The following is an 18,365-nucleotide window of genomic DNA, read 5'->3' on the forward strand; positions in this document are numbered from 1 at the left end:
CTCAGAAAATATTGTGCAGCGCAGCAACCTTCCGCCGACTGAGGCGTTTACGCAGGCATCACCGCCATCCCGGCTGCTGATTGGCGGAGACTTTCATGAGATCTATGTCCGACACGCTTGCGCGCCTTGCTGCGTTGCGAGGAACGCTTCGCCCCCGCCCCACTCAGGAAAATCCCGATCTGATCGCCCTGGACGCATTTGGTGCAAACCCGGGGGCTCTGGGAGGTTACATCTACCTGCCGTCGAAGCGTGCAAAGAACATGGCCCTGGTTACCGTCCTGCACGGCTGCACCCAGACTGCATCAGGCTATGACATCGGGTCGGGGTGGTCTGGGTTGGCAGAGGACTATGGTTTCGCGCTGCTGTTTCCCGAGCAACGAAGGGCAAACAATCCCAACCTCTGCTTCAACTGGTTTAACCCCGAAGATATACGCCGGGATCACGGCGAGGTCTTTTCCATTCGCCAGATGATCGCAAAACTCGTTGCGGAGCATAGCATCGACAGCCGGCGTGTGTTCGTGACCGGGCTTTCGGCCGGCGGCGCCATGACCGCCGCCATGCTTGCCACCTATCCGGAGATTTTTGCCGGCGGCGCCATCATTGCAGGCCTGCCCTATGCCAGCGCCGCGACCATTCCCGAGGCGTTCGACCGAATGCGCGGTCATGGCGGCCCGACCGCCAAGGAACTGCAACTGCGGTTGAGAAACGCCTCAGGCCACAAAGGCCCGTGGCCGACTTTGTCGCTCTGGCAGGGAAGCGCAGACAGAACCGTCGTGCCATCCAATGCGAATGCCATCGTGGAGCAATGGAGAAATATCCACGGCATCGACGCATCGCCGCCGCGCGTGGAAAATATCGGACGCCATCAGCGAAGGGTCTGGACCGATGCTCATGGGGCGGAGGTGATCGAACTCTATACGATTGCCGGAATGGATCACGGCACGCCGCTTGACGTCGGCATCGGCTACGGGGCGAGCGGCCCCTTCATGCTTGACGTCGGAATTTCCTCGACCGTCGAAATCGCCAGGTCCTGGGGCCTCATTCCCTCGTTTGAAAAGCGGCGCAATGCAAAACCCGCTGCTGCACAACCGGAAAACGTCGCAGATTCATCTGCCATAGGGGATGATCGCGGCGGCATTCAGAAGGTCATTGAAGACGCCCTTCGGTCTGCCGGGCTGCTGCGGTAAAGCGACAGAACAGGAGCAAACTGGCTGCCATGCCATTCGCCGGGGGACCGTCCAGATCCAACGAGATTGCCGCTATCGGTTCTGAGACTTGGGCAGCGGCCCGTTTTGATGGCTGAGGACCAGTTCGATCTGGACATCCTGCTGAAACTGCAGCACCCGCTCGCCGACATCGCTCTCCGGCATCCCGGCAGCCAGAAGCTGATCGGCGAGCCTGCGGCATTCGGCCCTCCAGAATGCGATCGCATCCGCGCCATGTCTGCGGCCGAGTTCACGGGCGCAGCGCTCGATATTGGCGGTTCCGGTTCCGGAGGGAAAAGCAATCACCACGCCTTCACTCTGGGCGGCGGGGCGGCAGGTCATTTCAGTAGCCATCGAACACAGGTTCCTTTGATCCTGTTCGTTGTCTACGGGACTATGGTTAATGCTTTCTATCGTTCGTCCCCGTTCTTTCGATGAAGCAGAATTTGCAGTCCACAACCGTCACACTGCCTCGTCTTCGACCTTGACGCCGACACGGGGATGCGTCGACAGTCGGCATCACGTTCGACACTCCAGGCAGCAGAGACCACCGATGACGATAAGCGCTCCCCGCGATTTCCTGAAAAGCCTGTTCGATGCGGCGGTTCGCGCCGCCGATCCGCTGACCGGCATCAAGGCAAACCTGCCTGACAGGCCGAAGGGAAAGACCGTGGTGATCGGTGCCGGCAAGGGTGCTGCGCAGATGGCGCGGGCGCTCGAAAGCGTCTGGGACGGGCCGCTTACGGGTCTGGTGGTCACACGCTACGGCTATGGTTGCGAGACACGCGACATCGAGATCATCGAGGCTGCCCATCCTGTTCCCGATGCGGCGGGACTTGCGGCGGCAAGTCGGCTGGTGGAGACGGTGAGCGGACTGACGGAAGACGATCTGGTGATCGCGCTGATATGCGGCGGCGGCTCGGCGCTGCTGCCCGCCCCGCCGGTGGGGCTCACCCTCGAAGACGAGATTGCGCTGAACGAAATGCTGCTTGCCTCGGGCGCGCCGATCTCGGCGATGAACGTCGTGCGCAAGCATCTCTCGACCATCAAAGGCGGCAGACTTGCGGCGGCAACCAGAGCAAGGGTCGTCAGCCTGATCGTCTCCGACATTCCCGGCGACAATCCGGCCCATGTCGCCTCCGGGCCGACCGTGCCCGATGGTTCGACGCGGCACGATGCCCTTGAGATCGTCAAGCAATATGGATTGCAGCTGCCGCAGGCAGCCCTCGACCATCTGAACTCAGCCAAGGCCGATGCACCGCGGCCGGACGATCCGGTCTTTGCACGCCACGCACATCACATCATCGCCTCTGCCGGCGTGTCGCTGGAGGCCGCGGCCGCCCTGGCGAAGTCGCAAGGGATCGAGCCCGCCATCCTTTCGGATGCGATCGAGGGAGAAGCGCGCGACGTGGCGCTGGTGCATGCGGCAATCGCCCGTGAGGTGCTCGGCCGGAACAGGCCGTTTCCGAAACCGGTCGTCATCCTGTCCGGCGGCGAGACGACGGTGACGCTCCGCGCCAAGGGCGGCAAGGGCGGACGCAACGGCGAATTCGCGCTCGCCATGGCGCTTGCGATCGACGCACAGGAGGGCATTCATCTCCTTGCTGCCGACACGGACGGGATCGACGGCTCGGAGGACAATGCCGGCGCCTTCGCCGATGGCGGCACGGTCAAGCGCCTGCGCGCCGCCGGGCTCGATCCGCGCCGACTGCTCGACGGCAATGACAGTTATTCAGGCTTTGCAGCCGTCGGCGATCTCTTTGAAACGGGGCCGACCGGCACGAATGTCAACGATTTCAGGGCTATCCTGATCGCCTAAGATCCAGCGGATCAGCTCTCGATCCGCCCCTGCCCGATCAGCCAGTCAACCGATTCCTGCACCGCCTGCAGCGACGTATATCTCGGCGCATAGCCGAGCAGGCGCCGGGCTTTGGCGATCGAGCAATTCGGGCTGCGAGCGATATGCTCCCATGTCGCCTCCGCATCTTCGACCGTCTGGCTTTCGGCCCAGGCATCGAATGGGGCGAAGCTGAGCTTCGGCTCCTTCCCGAACCAGTGCGACATGGCTTCGGCATATCCACGCAGCGTCAGCGCCTGCTCCGAAACTGCGTGGAAACTTTCGCCGGTCGACGCATTCCAGTTGGCGATCGCTCCCATGAACATCGCCGCCACGTCATCGGCATGGACGTGATGGACCGTCTCCAGGCCGAAATTGGGCAGCGCCAGGGCGTCTCCGCGGGCAAGGGTCGAAAAGACCTGCAGGTTGAAATTGCCGGCAGGATTGAGCGGCGCCCATCCGCGGCCGACGATGTGGCCGGGATGAATGATGGTCGCCGGAAAGCCGCGAAGCCTTGCCTGCTGCAGCAGATAGGTTTCGATTGCCGCCTTCTGGATGCCGTAGTCACCGAAGGGAGACTTCGGCGCCTCTTCGAGTGTCGGCACGGCGCTGGGGTAGCCATGGGTCCAGATCGTGCCGGTGTGCAGGAAATGACCGACATGCCCGGATAGCGCGGTCACCAGTTGCTCGGCACTCTCAAGCGTGAAGCAGATCATGTCGATGACGATATCGGCTTTCACGTCACGCACGGCCGGGCCGAAATCTCCGGTCCGTTCCATCTCGGCGCGATCCATCCGGCGCTGGTCGACGGAGGCCCAGGCGCGGTTTTCCGTGTAGGGCCTTGCTGCGCCGCGGCTGATGGTGACGACGTCGTGCCCCGCCTCGACCAGACGAGGAACGAGATAGGTTCCGACATGGCCCGTCGCTCCGATGACCAAAACCCGCATTGTCGTTCCTCCCTTTGCATGATCCGCGCCGACTATGCTGCGCCGTGTCGCGATCCTGCAAGCGGCGTTTTCGCCAAGGATGGGAAAGCGGCACGCTATCGATTCTTGAAAACCAGGCAGGTGCCGCCGTGACTGCGGATCTGGTTGCAGAGGCTGTTGGCTTCCAGGCGCGTCTGCCGGCCGATGCGGGCTGCGTAACGCGGGCGAAAGCCGAAGCTGCGGTCGCGCTGGCGCAGGATCAGCGGCTGTTCCGCATTGAGCGGCGCAGGCAGATCCTGCACCGCATCGAGAAACATGCGCCGGGCCACCGCGACATCCGCGTTCGCCGCCAGTTGGACACCCCAGGGCGCCCAATCGCCCTCCTGACGCCAGGGCGTGTCCTTCAACGTCCGGCGTTCGGCAAGCGCCACGCAGCCATCGAGAAAAGGTTCGTCCTTGTCGAGCGGGGCTGCCGCCGTTGCCGGCGGATTGTCCTTCCATTCCTCCACAGTATGGGCGGTAATCGCCATCACGTAGCCGCGCGTCTCGTAAGGCAATCTTCCTGACGTAAGGTAAGCGGCAAGACCGTTTTCGCCGGCATTATAGGCGGCGGCAGCAAGACCGAGATTACCGAAACGATTGCGCAATTCGTCGAGATACTGCGCCGATTTCCGCAGTGCCTCCAGCACCTGATAGCTGTCTTCGAGACCGCGCAGTTTCGCCGTTCCGGGCATGAACTGGGCGATGCCCTGCGCCCCCTTGAAACTGACCGCGTCGGGGCGGAAGGTGCTTTCGCGCCAGATGAGGCGGGCGAAATAGTCCGGCGGCAACTGATTGGCCTCGGCGAAATGCTCGATTGCGGCGCAGAGATCGCGACTGAAACTGTCCTTGCGGATACAGAGCGTCTCGTTCGATCCCGAGGCCGAAGGCCCGGAATAGAGGCAGGCAGGCTCGGCATCGCTTCCTTCCGGCTGAGCTTTCGGCATGTCGATGACGGAAAACAGAAAACAGAGCGAAAGCAGGGCCTTCGCCGATCTCCTCACCATGTCGGACTGACGCTTTCGCCCTCTCATCGGATCTCGGCAGGTTCGACTTCCATCGCGACGCTGATCCTAGATAGCATCGATCACGGCGCGACGCTTCCTGATTTCGGCAATGGCGCATGAAAAAGCCGCCGGGCCAATGGCCGCGGCGGCTTCCAAACAGGCTTGAAAGCAGCGGTCAGGCCGTCGGCTGCTTCGTCTTCCGGAGGTAGGGCAGGACCGTATCGAAGGAGCCGAAACGCGTGATCGCGTCTTCGTTGGAAACCGCGGCGGTGATGATGACGTCATCGCCCTGGTTCCAGTTCGCCGGTGTCGCCACCTGGTGCTTGGCCGTCAGCTGGATGGAATCGATGACGCGCAGGATCTCGTTGAAATTCCGGCCCGTCGTCATCGGATAGGTGAGGATCAGCTTGATCTTCTTATCGGGACCGATGATGAAAACCGAACGCACGGTGGCGTTGTCGGCGGGCGTGCGGCCTTCCGAGCTCTCGCCGGCCCCGGCCGGCAGCATGTCGTAGAGCTTGGCGACCTTGAGGTCCTTGTCGCCGATCAGCGGATATTCGACGTCGAAGCCGGTGGCGGTCTTGATGTCGTTCTTCCACTTGGCATGGCTTTCCACAGGATCGACGGAGATGCCGATGATCTTGGCGCCACGCTTGGCAAAGTCTCCGGCAAGGCCGGCCATGGCGCCGAGCTCGGTCGTGCAGACAGGCGTGAAGTTCTTCGGATGCGAGAACAGGACGGCCCAGCCATTGCCGATCCAGTCATGGAAGCTGATCGGTCCCTGCGTGGTGTCGGCAGTAAAATCGGGGGCAATATCGTTGATGCGTAAGCTCATGGTCGGCCCTCCAAAGCCTTGTGTTAATTCTTGAGCATCTCAAATCGAGGCCATGGGATCCGTCCGCCGGAAGCGGTCGCTGGATTGCGTCTTCAGGGTCGCGCCGGCCGAAAGTAAAAACGTCCCATCCCAGGATTTCACTAAGCCATATATCACGATAACCGAAGGTACGCTCTTTCGATTTCAGGCCTGCGACGGCATTATTTTTCCGATGCATCCGAGCGATGACAGGGCCGATTTTTTACATCGGCACTGTCGGAAACATCAGGTGTCCGCCCTCGCCCGCTTCAAGCCGCCTGAATGGTTTTGATCCTGTCGAGGCCGCCGACAACAGGCGCGAAATCGGCCCAGACGCCCTGCGCGCCTTTCTGCCATTCTTCGAAGGCTTCCGGCTTCAACAGCTTGCCGCCATGGCCAAGCGCCGTTCCGACGGACTTGATCTCGTCGTCGACGATCAGCTGGTTGAAATAGGCGGCGCCTTCGCTGGAAGCCTGCTGGAAAACCGCCTTCTGCTCGTCGTTCAGGCCGGCCCAGAAGGTCGAGGAATAATAGATGACGCCGGATGCCCAGATGTGGCCTGTCTCGGTCATATCGGGCACGACCTCATAAAGCTTGAAGCCGGAATAGGCCGATTTGGTCAGGTCCATGGCGTCGGCGACGCCGGTTGCCAGCGCATTGTAGGTCTCGGTGATCGGAATGCCGATCGGCGTCGTGCCGAATGCGCTCCAAAGCTTGGTGTGAAGCGGGCTCTGGATGACGCGGATGCGCTTGCCCTTGAGCTGCTCCGGCCTCGTCACCGGTTCCTTGGTCAGGAGGTGGCGGGCGCCGTAATTGATGAAATCACCGACGACGAAATTCTGCGCCTGCAGTTTCTGCCTGAGATCGGCGCCGACTTCGCCGCCGACAGTTCTGTGCACATGGTCGGCATCGCGAAAGAGGAAAGGCAGATCGAGGATCTGCAGTTCGGGCGCCCAGCCGGACAGCGACGAGACGGTGGAGAGGCTCGCCTGGATCGAACCGAGGCGGACGCCTTCGGCCACTTCCTTCTCGCCGCCGAGCGCGCCGTTCCTGACGATGTTGAACTTGAACTGGCCCGGAAGTTTGGCTTCGACCAGCTCGCCGATTTTCACCCAGATCTTCGTCTCCGGCTTGTCGTCGCCGAGCAGAGAGGCGATCGTGATCGTCGTCGTGCGGGCGGCGGCTGTGCGGATAAAGCCTGGCGCCGCAAGCGCCGTACCGGTTAGAGCGGCGGTCCTCAGGAAGTTACGTCGGTTGAGATTGTTCATGGGATTGTCCTGTTCACTAGAAAATGATGGCCCAAGCGCAGAGGATTGCCAGCGAGACCAGAAGGGCGAGCAGATAGGGAACGACGGCCCGGAAGAGTTCTGAGGCAGGAATGCGGGTGACGCCGCTGACAACGAAAATCAGCATGCCGAGCGGCGGTGTCAGCCCGTGGATCATCAGGTTGACGACGATAATCACGCCGAACTGGATGGGATCGATGCCGGCGGCAACCGCTGCCGGCAGCAGGATCGGGCCGAAGAGCAGGATCGCCGCGCCGATATCGAGAACGAGACCGACGGCGAGCAGAATGACGTTCGACAAAAGGATGACGGCAAGCGCGCTGCCGCCAAGCGCCGTCGTCAGATGCGAGATCAGCCCGGAGACGTCGTCGACGGCGAGCAGGAAAGCGAAGGGGCCGGCCGTGCCGATCAGCAGACCGATCGCCGCTGCCTCGACCGCCGCCTGGCGGAAGGCGGCATAGAGCGAGAGGATGCCGAGCCGCGCGCCGATGCCGAGCAGCAGGGTGTAGAAGGCGGCGAGCGCTGCCGCCTCCGTTGTCGTGACGATGCCGATGCGGATGCCGACGACCACGATGACCCCGAGCCCGAAGGCGGGGATCGCCTGGACCGCCGATTGCCAGCGCTGCCTGGCGGTCGCGCGCGGCAAGGTCACCTGCTCGCGCACGGTCAGATGGATGGCGACAGCCAGGCATATGGCCATAAGCCCGCCGGCGAAGAAGCCGCCGACCAGCAGCGCGCCAACGGAAAGATTGGTCGCCGAGGCAAGGATGAGAAAGGCAATCGACGGCGGGATGATGTTGTCGAGAACCGATGTCGAGGCGATAATCGCCGCCGCCTGCGCCGGGGGATAACCGTGCTTGACCAGTTCCGGCTGGAACGTCGACGCGCCGAAAGCGGCATTTGCGACCGAGGAGCCGGAAGCGCCGGAAAAGAGAACGCTGGTCAAAAGCGTCGTCTGCGCCAGCCCTGCCCGGCGATGGCCGACCATGGCGGCGGCAAAACGCACAAGCTGGTTGGCCACGCCTGATGCCGTCAACAGGCCGCCGGCAAGCAGGAAGAAGGGAATGGCGAGCAGCAGGAATTTCGATATGCCGGTGACTGTGGAGGAAACGATCGCCGGCTCCGGCAGGCTGCTGCCGAAGGCGATGACGACATAGGCTGCGGCGAGAAAGGCGTGCGGCAGCGGTGCAGCCAGCACCAGACCGATCGCCGCGATCAGCCCGAGGAAAATGCTCGGCGGCCAGTCGAGATCAAGCGAGATATGCGGGATGCCGGCATAGAGAGCGACACCGAGGGTCAGCGAAACAGCAACCGCCAGGACCTTGCCTTCGGCGATGCGCTGCAGAAGCAGCACGATGAGGATCAGCGCGCCGCCGGCGCCGAGGAAGCCGAAGCGGATCCATTCCGGCAGACCGAGCGTCGGCGAGACGCCGCCGAGCATCGTCATGATCTCGCTGCCGCCGAAGGCGAGGATCAACGCCGAAAGCACGGTGAAGACATCGGCGCCGATCCGCGTCACCTTCTGCAGGCTTTCGGGCAGCATCCTGACGAAAACATCGAGGCGCATGGCAAGCGCACTGTTGAGGCTGAGCGGTGCGCCGAGCGCAATCAGTGCCACATGCAGCCAGATGCCGAGATCCTCGGCGCCAATGAAGCCGGTGCCGAAGAAATAGCGCAGGCAGACGGTGACGAGCACCATGGCGAGCAGCACGGCGAGCACGAGCGCTGCGGCTATGCCGAGCACCGCCTCGAGCGCCCGCAGCGCCCGCGCCGCGATCCCGTCATCCCCGGCCCGCTCGATCGGATGAAATTCACTGGTGGCCAACAAACCTGCCTTCTTTCCCGAGGATCAGGCGCTGCCGACCTTCAAAAGATGGAAGTCGAAAAGCGTCATGCCTTTTCGCTGAAACGGAGCGCTTCCTCAAGCGTCACGGGGCTGGAAAAATAAGCCGTCGACATCAGATGTCGCACTGCGAAAACGCCTGAAACTGCAGCAGTTTGATTAATTTTTAGGCGTTAAAGTTGCTGCACATTTTTCAGGCTAAACCTTGCCAAAATTGCTGCGGCGCGTCATAAATATAGTCATGAAGCATCTCGATCTGACGATTCTGGTGATCGACGAAAATGCCATCCGCGCCTCCATCATTGAAGAAGGGCTGCGCGAGGCAGGGCATGCGCGCGTCACTGTCGTGCACGAGGTCAACGGCATCGCGCGGACCATCGAAACGCTGATGCCCGATGTGATCATCATCGATATCGAAAACCCCAACCGCGACATGATGGAGCATCTGTTCCAGCTGACGCGCACGGTCAGCCGTCCGATCGCCATGTTCGTCGACCGCTCCGACACGGCCTCGATCGAGGCTGCGGTCGATGCCGGCGTCTCCGCCTATATCGTCGACGGATTGAAGAAGGAACGCGTCAAACCGATCCTCGACATGGCCGTCAGCCGCTTCAACGCCTTCAGCCGGCTGCGGCGGGAACTTGCCGATGCCCGGTCGGCGCTGGAGGAACGCAAGCTCATCGAGCGCGCCAAGGGCATATTGATGAAGATGCGCGGCCTGTCCGAGGAAGAGGCCTTCGCCCTGCTGCGCCAGACGGCGATGAACGAAAAGAAGAAGATGTCGGAAATCGCCCAGAGCGTTGTCACCGCCGCGGGACTCTTGATGTGAGCGCGGGCCTCCTAGAGCGGTTCAGCTTTTCACGGAAGCGCAGAACCGCTCTAAGCTTTTGTTTTAACGCAATTCCGGACGGAAAACCGCTTCGCACTTTTCCTGGAATTGCTCTAGATTTCCGGAGGAAACCGGAGTGGATATGATGACGAACACCGCCAGTTCCAGCGGCGGGCTGCCCTCGCCCGCGCATATCAACAGTGAAGGGCCAAAAGTGCTGCGGGCCGGTTTCATTCCGCTCGTCGACGCATCGGTGCTGATAGCAGCGGCGGAATTCGGCTTCGCACAGATGGAAGGCCTGACGCTCGATCTCGTCAAGGATGTCTCCTGGGCGAATGTGCGCGACCGCCTGGCGTTCCGCCAGTTCGACATCGCCCATATGCTGTCGCCGATGCCGGTCGCCTCCATGCTCGGCCTCGGCTCCAATCCCTCGCCGACGATCACGCCGTTTTCCCTTGGGCGCGGCGGCAATGCGATCACGCTGTCGACGCGGCTCTTCGACAGGATGCGGGATGACGCCGGATTGCCGGAAACGGCAAGCGCACTGGATAACGCCCATGCTCTGGCCAAAACGATTGCGGCGATGAAGGCGCGCGGCGAGCCGCTGCCGACCTTCGGGGTCACCTATCCTTTCTCCTCGCATAATTACGAATTCCGCTACTGGCTGGCGGCCGGCGGCATTAATCCCGACAGGGACGTCAAGCTCGTCGTCGTGCCGCCGCCGCTGACCTCGGATGCCCTGGCGGCCGGGGCGATCGACGGCTTCTGCGTCGGCGCGCCTTGGAACATGGTCGCCTCGGAGCGCGGTGTCGGGCGCATCGTCGCCGCCAAACAGGATATCTGGCCGTCGGCCCCGGAAAAGGTGATCGGCATGCGTCCGGATTGGGCGGAAAGCCATCCGGAAACCGTTTCCCGGCTGATCGTGGCGCTCGACGCGGCAGCCCGCTGGTGCGACCGGCCGGAAAATCACGACGCGCTGGCGACAGCGCTTGCCGATCCGCGCTATATAGCCGCCCCCGTCGGCATCATTCGCCGCGTTCTCGCCGGCGAATTCAGCCTCGACGCTAGGGGCAACCGGCGCATCATCGCCGACTATTTCCAGTTTCATTCCGGCTTCGCCAACTATCCGAGGCCAAGCCATGCGCTGTGGATCTACAGCCAGATGATCCGCTGGGGACAGGCCGAGCCCAGCCTCAACAAGGCGCGGGCGGCCGCCTCCGCCTACCGTCCCGATCTCTATCGCAGAGCGCTCGGCGACGCCAATGCACCTGATGATGCCGATATCCGCATCGAAGGCAATGACGAAGGCGATCGCTTCATGGACGGCCACGTCTTCGATCCGACGGAATTGCCGGACTATGTCGCGGGCTTTGCCGTCAAAAGCGCACTGCCCTTCGCTTCCCATAGCGATGAGACCTGATACATGCCGGCCTGCACAAAACGCCAGCAAAATTCGATGCCCGCCATCACCGCAACGCACAAAAGATTTGCACATTTTTTGGCAGCCGCAAAAACGTGCAGGCGGCCAATTCTTAAAAATTCTCTTTCTATTCAATCGCTTAAAGAAACAACGCCAAACTGGCACGCAGTTTGCAAGAGTACTAATGCACAGATCAATGGCGATCAGTGCAGTACGAGGGCGCAATAGGCGCTCTGAGAAGACCATGAATTCGGCGTCCAACGGCGGGCGCCACCAGCAAAGCCGCTGATCAGGATATTTCGCGCGCCTCGTGCATGCGCAGCCTGACCAGCGGCTTTTTGTTTTTAACCCCCCAGCAATGGATCGGCACGACCTTGTCGCGCCACGGAGAAGCCATGTCTGTCATCGAGAAAGCGCAGCCCATGTCCCCCGGCGAACCAGCCAAAGCATTGTGGATCTCCACGGTCGCCTTCACGCTCTGTTTCGCCGTCTGGACGATCTTTGCGATCATCGGCATCCGCATCAAGCAGGATCTCGGCCTGAACGAGGCGGAGTTCGGCTTGCTGATCGGCACCCCGGTCCTGACCGGTTCGCTGGTGCGCATCGTCCTCGGCATCTGGACGGGGCGTTATGGCGGGCGTCTCGTTTACACCCTCACCATGCTGGCCGCCGCATTGGCGACCTTCCTGCTCTCCTACGCCCAGACTTATACGCAGATGCTGATCGCCGGCCTCGGCGTCGGGCTTGCCGGCGGCTCCTTCGCGGTCGGTGTCGCCTATGTCTCGCCGTTCTTCCCCGCGGAAAAACAGGGCACGGCGCTCGGCATCTTCGGCGCCGGCAATGTCGGCGCGGCCGTGACCAAATTCGCAGCCCCCTTCGTGCTGCTCGCCTGGGGCTGGCAGTCGGTTGCCGAGATCTGGGCCGTCTGTCTGGCGCTGATGGCCATCGTCTTCTGGTTCACCACGTCAGATGATCCGGCCTTCCGTCTTCGCCGCGAGCGCGGCACCGCCTCCAAGAGCCTCGCTCAGGAATTCGCGCCGCTGCAGAACGTCCAGGTCTGGCGCTTCTCGCTCTACTATTTCTTCGCCTTCGGCGGCTTCGTCGCCCTGTCCCTGTGGCTGCCGCGCTATCTGGTCGGCGTCTACGGCTTCAACCTGGAAACTGCCGGCATGATTGCGGCCGCCTACTCCATCCCGGGCAGCATCTTCCGCGCTTTCGGCGGCGTGCTGTCGGACAAGAAGGGCGCACGCAGCGTGATGTATGCGATGCTGGCCGTCTCGGCCGTAGCCACTCTCATCCTGTCGCTGCCGGCGACGACCATCACGCCGGTCATCTTCATCGCCGTCATCTTCGTGCTCGGCTTCTTCATGAGCCTCGGCAAGGCCGCCGTCTACAAGCACATTCCGGCCTATTACCCTGAAAGCGTCGGCGCCGTCGGCGGCATCGTCGGCATGATGGGCGGTCTCGGTGGCTTCATCCTGCCGATCGCTTTCGGCCTCCTCAAGGACATGACCGGCCTTTGGTCCAGCTGCTTCCTGCTGCTCTTCGCAATCGTCGCGATCTCGCTCGTCTGGATGCACCTGTCCGTCAAGCAATTGTCGCGCCAGGGACCCTCTGAGCCCGTGGCTGCAACCTGATCTAAGGACTAGGAATTATGACAGAAAAACTCGTCATCATCGGCAATGGCATGGCGCCCGGGCGCATGCTGGAGCACCTCTTCGAACGGGCGCCCGGACGCTATGAAGTCACGATCTTCAATGCCGAGCCGCGCGTCAATTACGACCGCATCATGCTGTCGCCGGTTCTCTCTGGAGAGAAGGACTACGAGCAGATCATCATTCACGGTGACGGCTGGTACATCAAGCACGGCATCATGCTCTACAAGGGCCACAAGATCGTCAACATCGATCGCGATGCCAAGACGGTCACCTCCGATCATGGCGTCACCGAAAGCTACGACAAGCTGGTGATCGCCACCGGTTCCGTGCCCTTCATCATCCCGGTTCCCGGCAAGGACCTGCCCGGCGTCATTACCTATCGCGATCTCGACGACGTGCAGGCCATGCTGCTTGCCGCCCAGTCGCGCGAAAAGGCCGTCGTCATCGGCGGCGGTCTTTTGGGCCTCGAAGCGGCGGCCGGCCTTGCCCAGCGCGGCATGGACGTCACCGTCCTGCACGTCATGCCGACGCTGATGGAGCGCCAGCTCGATCCCGCCGCCGGTTATCTCTTGCAAAAGGCGGTCGAAGAACGCGGCATCAAGGTCATCTGCAAGGCCAATACCAAGGCGATCATCGGCAACGGCAAGGTCGAAGGCATCGAACTCGACGACGGCCGCATCATCCCGGCAACCCTCGTCGTCATGGCCGTCGGCATTCGTCCGAGTGTCGGCCTGGCGAAGGACGCCGGCCTTGCGGTCAACCGCGGCATCGTCGTCGATGCCGGCATGCAAACCTCGGATGGCGATATCTTTGCGCTCGGCGAATGCGCCGAGGTCGGCGGCATGGTCTACGGCCTCGTCGCCCCGCTTTACGAGATGGCCCGCATTGCCGCAGCACATCTCTCGGACGACCGTTCGCCGGCTTTCGTGCATGCGGACACGCCGACCAAGCTGAAGGTCACCGGCATCGAGCTCTATTCGCTCGGTGATTTCGCCGATGGCGACGACCGCGAGGAGATCGTGCTGCGTGACGCCAGCGCCGGCGTCTACAAGCGTCTCGTGCTGAAGGACAACAAGATCATCGGCACCGTGCTTTACGGCGAGACCGCCGACGGCGCCTGGTTCAACGATCTGAAGAAGAAGGCGACCGATATTTCGGAGATGCGCGAGACGCTGATCTTCGGTCAGGCCTATCAGGGAGGGTCGCCGCTGGACCCTATGGCGGCCGTTGCAGCCTTGCCGGATGACGCGGAGATTTGTGGCTGCAACGGCGTATGCAAGGGCAAGATTACCTCGACGATCACCAGCAAAGGCCTGACGTCGCTCGACGACGTGCGCGCCCACACCAAGGCATCCGCCTCCTGCGGCTCCTGCACCGGCCTCGTCGAACAGCTGATGGCGCTGACCCTCGGCGATGGCTACAATCCGGCTGCCGTGCAGCCGATGTGCACCTGCACCGAACTCGGCCATGACGACGTTCGCCGCCTGATCAAGGCCAAGGGTCTGAAGAGCATCCCGGCCGTCATGCAGGAATTGGAATGGAAGACCTCTTGCGGCTGCGCCAAGTGTCGGCCGGCGCTCAATTATTACCTCGTCTGCGACTGGCCGGACGAATATGCCGACGACTACCAGTCGCGCTTCATCAATGAGCGCGTCCACGCCAATATCCAGAAGGACGGCACCTATTCCGTCGTTCCCCGCATGTGGGGCGGCGTCACCAATTCGAACGAGCTGCGCGCCATCGCCGATGTCGTCGACAAGTTCGATATCCCGATGGTGAAGGTGACGGGCGGCCAGCGCATCGACCTGCTCGGCATCGAGAAGGAAGACCTGCCCGCCGTCTGGGCCGATCTCGGCAAGGCCGGCTTCGTCTCCGGCCAGGCCTATGCCAAGGGCCTGCGCACGGTGAAGACCTGCGTCGGTTCGGACTGGTGCCGTTTCGGCACCCAGGATTCGACCGGCCTCGGCATCCGCATCGAGAAATTCATGTGGGGCTCGTGGACGCCGGCCAAGCTGAAGATGGCCGTCTCCGGCTGCCCGCGCAATTGCGCCGAAGCAACCTGCAAGGATATCGGCGTGATCTGCGTGGATTCCGGTTTCGAGATCCATTTCGCCGGTGCGGCCGGTCTCGACATCAAGGGCACCGAGGTGCTCGGCCTGGTGAAGACCGAGGACGAGGCGCTGGAGCATATTGTGGCGCTGACGCAAATGTACCGCGAGCAAGCCCGCTATCTCGAGCGCATCTACAAATGGGCCAAGCGTATCGGTCTGGATGAAATCCGCCGCCAGATCATGGGTGATGCCGAAAAGCGCCAGGCCTATTACGAGCGCTTCGTCTTCAGCCAGAAATTTGCCCAGGTGGATCCCTGGTCGGAGCGCGTCTCCGGCAAGGACAAGCATGAATTCAAGCCGATGGCGACGATCGGTTACCCGCAGGCAGCCGAGTAAGGAGATGGATATGAATTGGCCCAATGAAAACTGGCATCCAATCGGCGACATTTCCGACATTCCCTTGCGTGGTGCCCGCTGCGTGAAGACGCCCCAGGGCAAGATCGCCGTCTTCCGCACGGCCGAAAACGAGGTCTTCGCCATCGAGGATCACTGCCCGCACAAGGGCGGTCCGCTCTCCCAGGGCATCGTGCATGCCAAGGCCGTCACCTGCCCGCTGCACAATTGGGTGATCTCGCTCGAAACCGGCAAGGCGCTCGGTGCCGACCAGGGCGAGGTGCGGACCATACCGGTCCGCAACGAGGACGGCGCGCTGTTCATCGCGCTGGAAAGCCTGTTGATGGCGGCTGAATAATGGCGGCTGAGGTCAAGACCACCTGCCCCTATTGCGGCGTCGGCTGCGGCGTTATCGCCACGGTCGACGAGGCCGGCGCCGTCAGCGTCAAGGGCGATCCCGAGCATCCGTCGAATTTCGGCCGCCTGTGTTCTAAGGGTTCGGCGCTTGCCGAAACCATCGATCTCGACGGCCGGCTTCTTTATCCCGAGATCGCCGGCGCACGCAGCGGCTGGGACGAGGCGCTTGATCTGGTCGCCCGGCGTTTCTCCGAAACGATCGCCGAACACGGGCCGGATTCCGTCGCCTTCTACGTTTCAGGCCAGTTGCTGACCGAGGATTATTACCTCGCCAACAAGCTGATGAAGGGCTTCATCGGCTCGGCCAATATCGACACCAATTCAAGGCTCTGCATGTCGTCGTCCGTCGCCGGGCATCGCCGCGCCTTCGGCGCCGATACGGTGCCCGGGACCTATGAGGATATCGAACTCGCGGATCTCGTGGTGCTCACCGGCTCCAACCTCGCCTGGTGCCATCCCGTCATCTACCAGCGGTTGGCCGCTGCCAAAGCGGCGCGGCCGAACATGCGGATCGTCGTCATCGATCCGCGCCGGACGATGACATGCGATATCGCCGATCTGCATCTGGCGATCCGCCCGGACGGCGATGTCGCGCTGTTCATGGGATTGCTTGCCCATCTCGCGACAAGCCCCGCGATCGACCAGAATTATATCGCCTCCCATACGGAAGGTTTCGCCGGCGCCTTTGCTTCAGCCGCAGCACTCGATATCAACGAACTCCTGGAGCGAACCGGCCTGCCGGCGATGCAGATCCGCGAGTTCTTCCGCCTGTTCGAGACGACGTCGAAGGTGGTGACCTGCTATAGCCAGGGCGTCAACCAATCCTCCTCCGGCACCGACAAGGTCAATGCCATCCTCAACTGCCATCTGGCGACGGGCCGCATCGGCCGCCCTGGTATGGGACCGTTCTCGCTGACCGGCCAGCCGAATGCCATGGGCGGGCGCGAGGTCGGCGGTCTTGCCAACATGCTTGCCGCCCATATGGCGATCGAAAGTGCCGATGACCGCGACCGCGTGCAGCGCTTCTGGAAATCGCCCGTTATCGCCGCCAAACCCGGCCTGAAGGCGGTCGACATGTTCCGCGCCGTGGCCGACGGGCGCATCAAGGCGCTCTGGATCATCGCCACCAATCCTGTTGTCTCGATGCCGGATGCCGACAGCGTCGAAAGTGCGATCGCCGCCTGTCCCTTCGTCGTCGTCTCCGACATTCTGAGAGAGACGGATACGGCCCGGCACGCCGATGTGCTTCTGCCCTCGCTCGGCTGGGGCGAGAAGGACGGCACCGTCACCAATTCCGAACGGCGCATTTCCCGGCAACGGCCGTTTCTCGACCTGCCCGGCGATGCCAAGGCGGACTGGTGGCAGCTTGCGGAGGTTGCGCGCCGCATGGGCTTTGCCGCCGCCTTCGATTTTGATGCGCCGGCCGAAATCTTCGCCGAACATGCCGCCCTTTCCGCCTTCGAAAACAACGGCAGCCGCGATTTCGACATCGGCGCCCGCGCCGGCATGACCGGCAGCGTCTATGACGAGCTCTCGCCCTTCCAATGGCCGCAGGCGGCAGGCACCGCGCCCGGCGTCACCCGCTTCTTCGCCGATGGCGGCTTCTACCATGCCGATGGCAAGGCGCGCTTCGTCGCGGTGGAACCGCCGGCAACGGACCGCACCAATGGCGACTTTCCCTTCACGCTGAATACCGGGCGCATCCGCGACCAGTGGCACACGATGACGCGAACCGGAAAGAGCGCGCGGCTTTCCGCCCATATCGCCGAACCCTTTGCGGAGATCCATCCGCGCGACGCGATCGAGACCGGCATATCAAGCGCCGGCCTCGTCGAGATCGACAGCCCGCACGGCAAGGCAATCGTCCGGGCGCTGGTGACCGACCGCCAGGCGCGCGGCGGCATCTTCGCGCCGATGCACTGGAACGACCAGTTCGCGGCAAAAGCGCGGATCGACGCCGTGGTGGCGCCGATCACCGATCCCGTTTCCGGTCAGCCGGCGTCGAAGAATGTGGCCGTCGCCGTCCGGCCCTTCCGCGCCGCCCATTACGGCTTCGCCGTTTCGGCGACAAAACCCGTGACACCTGACGCGGCCTATTGGGCCCTGGCAAAGGCTGAGGGCGGCTGGCGGCTGGAGCTTGCCTTCGGAGAAGCGGTCGAAGACTGGACGGCATGGTGCCGGGCGGTTTTTGCCATTCCCGATGAAATCGAGCCGCTCGGTTATGCCGACCGGCAATCCGGCGACCTCAGGCTCGCCTTCTTCGACGGCGAGACCCTGCTTGCCGCAGTGTTCCTCGCCCGCGAGCCCGTCGCCGTCGCGCGCAACTGGGCGATCTCGCAGCTCTCCGCCGCGCATGATGATCTGAGGAAACGTTTTGCGCTCGTCGCAGGCCGTCCCGGCGCCGGCAGGCCGGATCCGGGCGCCACCGTCTGCTCCTGCTTCAGCGTCGGGGTCAACCAGATCGCCGCCGCCGTTCGCGGCGGATGCCACAGCGTCGAGGCCGTCGGCAAGGAAACGAGCGCCGGAACCAATTGTGGCTCCTGCCGCGGCGAAATCGGCAGGATCATCGATCGCTGTCTTGCCGCCGCTGCGGAGTGAAAG

Annotated in this window: 14 protein-coding genes; 8 read left to right on the forward strand and 6 right to left on the reverse strand. The window is 62.6% G+C overall.

Annotation, left to right across the window (positions count from 1 at the left end):
• The first annotated feature begins 95 nt into the window (after positions 1-95).
• The gene (locus FHX14_RS09850) at positions 96-1,187 is read left to right on the forward strand and encodes a PHB depolymerase family esterase (RefSeq protein ID WP_183693446.1); all 1,092 of its coding nucleotides are present in this window, start codon (positions 96-98) and stop codon (positions 1,185-1,187) included.
• A gap of 72 nt (positions 1,188-1,259) precedes the next feature.
• Here FHX14_RS09850 and FHX14_RS09855 read toward each other — a convergent pair whose 3' ends face one another.
• Positions 1,260-1,559 (reverse strand): DUF6074 family protein, encoded by a 300-nt coding sequence (locus FHX14_RS09855; protein WP_003586992.1) that lies wholly within the window; start codon positions 1,557-1,559, stop codon positions 1,260-1,262.
• Positions 1,560-1,758: 199 nt separating this feature from the next.
• Between FHX14_RS09855 and FHX14_RS09860 the strand changes: the two genes are divergently transcribed.
• Positions 1,759-3,024 (forward strand): glycerate kinase, encoded by a 1,266-nt coding sequence (locus tag FHX14_RS09860; protein ID WP_183693260.1) that lies wholly within the window; start codon positions 1,759-1,761, stop codon positions 3,022-3,024.
• A gap of 11 nt (positions 3,025-3,035) precedes the next feature.
• On the opposite strand, the gene FHX14_RS09865 is transcribed toward FHX14_RS09860, so the two are convergent.
• From FHX14_RS09865 to FHX14_RS09885, 5 genes are all read right to left on the reverse strand, one after another.
• Positions 3,036-3,989, reverse strand: coding sequence for an NAD-dependent epimerase/dehydratase family protein (locus FHX14_RS09865; RefSeq protein WP_184376971.1), 954 nt, complete (start codon positions 3,987-3,989; stop codon positions 3,036-3,038).
• A gap of 95 nt (positions 3,990-4,084) precedes the next feature.
• A complete protein-coding gene (locus tag FHX14_RS09870; RefSeq protein ID WP_184376972.1) occupies positions 4,085-5,041 on the reverse strand; it encodes a lytic transglycosylase domain-containing protein in 957 nt (318 codons plus the stop codon).
• A gap of 148 nt (positions 5,042-5,189) precedes the next feature.
• Positions 5,190-5,849: a peroxiredoxin gene (locus FHX14_RS09875; RefSeq protein ID WP_184376973.1), complete on the reverse strand. Its 660-nt coding sequence runs from the start codon at positions 5,847-5,849 to the stop codon at positions 5,190-5,192.
• 287 nt (positions 5,850-6,136) lie between these two features.
• Positions 6,137-7,135 (reverse strand): TRAP transporter substrate-binding protein, encoded by a 999-nt coding sequence (locus tag FHX14_RS09880; protein ID WP_183693264.1) that lies wholly within the window; start codon positions 7,133-7,135, stop codon positions 6,137-6,139.
• A 16-nt stretch (positions 7,136-7,151) separates the two neighbouring features.
• A complete protein-coding gene (locus FHX14_RS09885) occupies positions 7,152-8,978 on the reverse strand; it encodes a TRAP transporter large permease subunit (RefSeq protein WP_184376974.1) in 1,827 nt (608 codons plus the stop codon).
• 259 nt (positions 8,979-9,237) lie between these two features.
• Between FHX14_RS09885 and FHX14_RS09890 the strand changes: the two genes are divergently transcribed.
• From FHX14_RS09890 to FHX14_RS09915, 6 genes are all read left to right on the forward strand, one after another.
• Positions 9,238-9,825: an ANTAR domain-containing response regulator gene (locus FHX14_RS09890; RefSeq protein WP_037073146.1), complete on the forward strand. Its 588-nt coding sequence runs from the start codon at positions 9,238-9,240 to the stop codon at positions 9,823-9,825.
• A gap of 136 nt (positions 9,826-9,961) precedes the next feature.
• Entirely contained in the window at positions 9,962-11,245 is a 1,284-nt protein-coding gene (locus FHX14_RS09895) for a CmpA/NrtA family ABC transporter substrate-binding protein (protein ID WP_184376975.1), read from the forward strand.
• A 395-nt stretch (positions 11,246-11,640) separates the two neighbouring features.
• Entirely contained in the window at positions 11,641-12,882 is a 1,242-nt protein-coding gene (locus FHX14_RS09900; RefSeq protein WP_012557454.1) for a nitrate/nitrite transporter, read from the forward strand.
• 17 nt (positions 12,883-12,899) lie between these two features.
• Entirely contained in the window at positions 12,900-15,350 is a 2,451-nt protein-coding gene (nirB, locus tag FHX14_RS09905) for a nitrite reductase large subunit NirB (RefSeq protein WP_184376976.1), read from the forward strand.
• Between the two features lie 4 nt (positions 15,351-15,354).
• The gene (gene nirD, locus FHX14_RS09910; RefSeq protein ID WP_037073151.1) at positions 15,355-15,705 is read left to right on the forward strand and encodes a nitrite reductase small subunit NirD; all 351 of its coding nucleotides are present in this window, start codon (positions 15,355-15,357) and stop codon (positions 15,703-15,705) included.
• Positions 15,705-18,362: a nitrate reductase gene (locus tag FHX14_RS09915; RefSeq protein ID WP_184376977.1), complete on the forward strand. Its 2,658-nt coding sequence runs from the start codon at positions 15,705-15,707 to the stop codon at positions 18,360-18,362. Before nirD ends, FHX14_RS09915 begins: the two co-directional genes overlap by 1 nt.
• The last annotated feature ends 3 nt before the right edge of the window (positions 18,363-18,365 follow it).

It is taken from the genome of Rhizobium sp. BK619 (genome assembly GCF_014195245.1).
GTDB classification, from domain to species: domain Bacteria; phylum Pseudomonadota; class Alphaproteobacteria; order Rhizobiales; family Rhizobiaceae; genus Rhizobium; species Rhizobium acidisoli.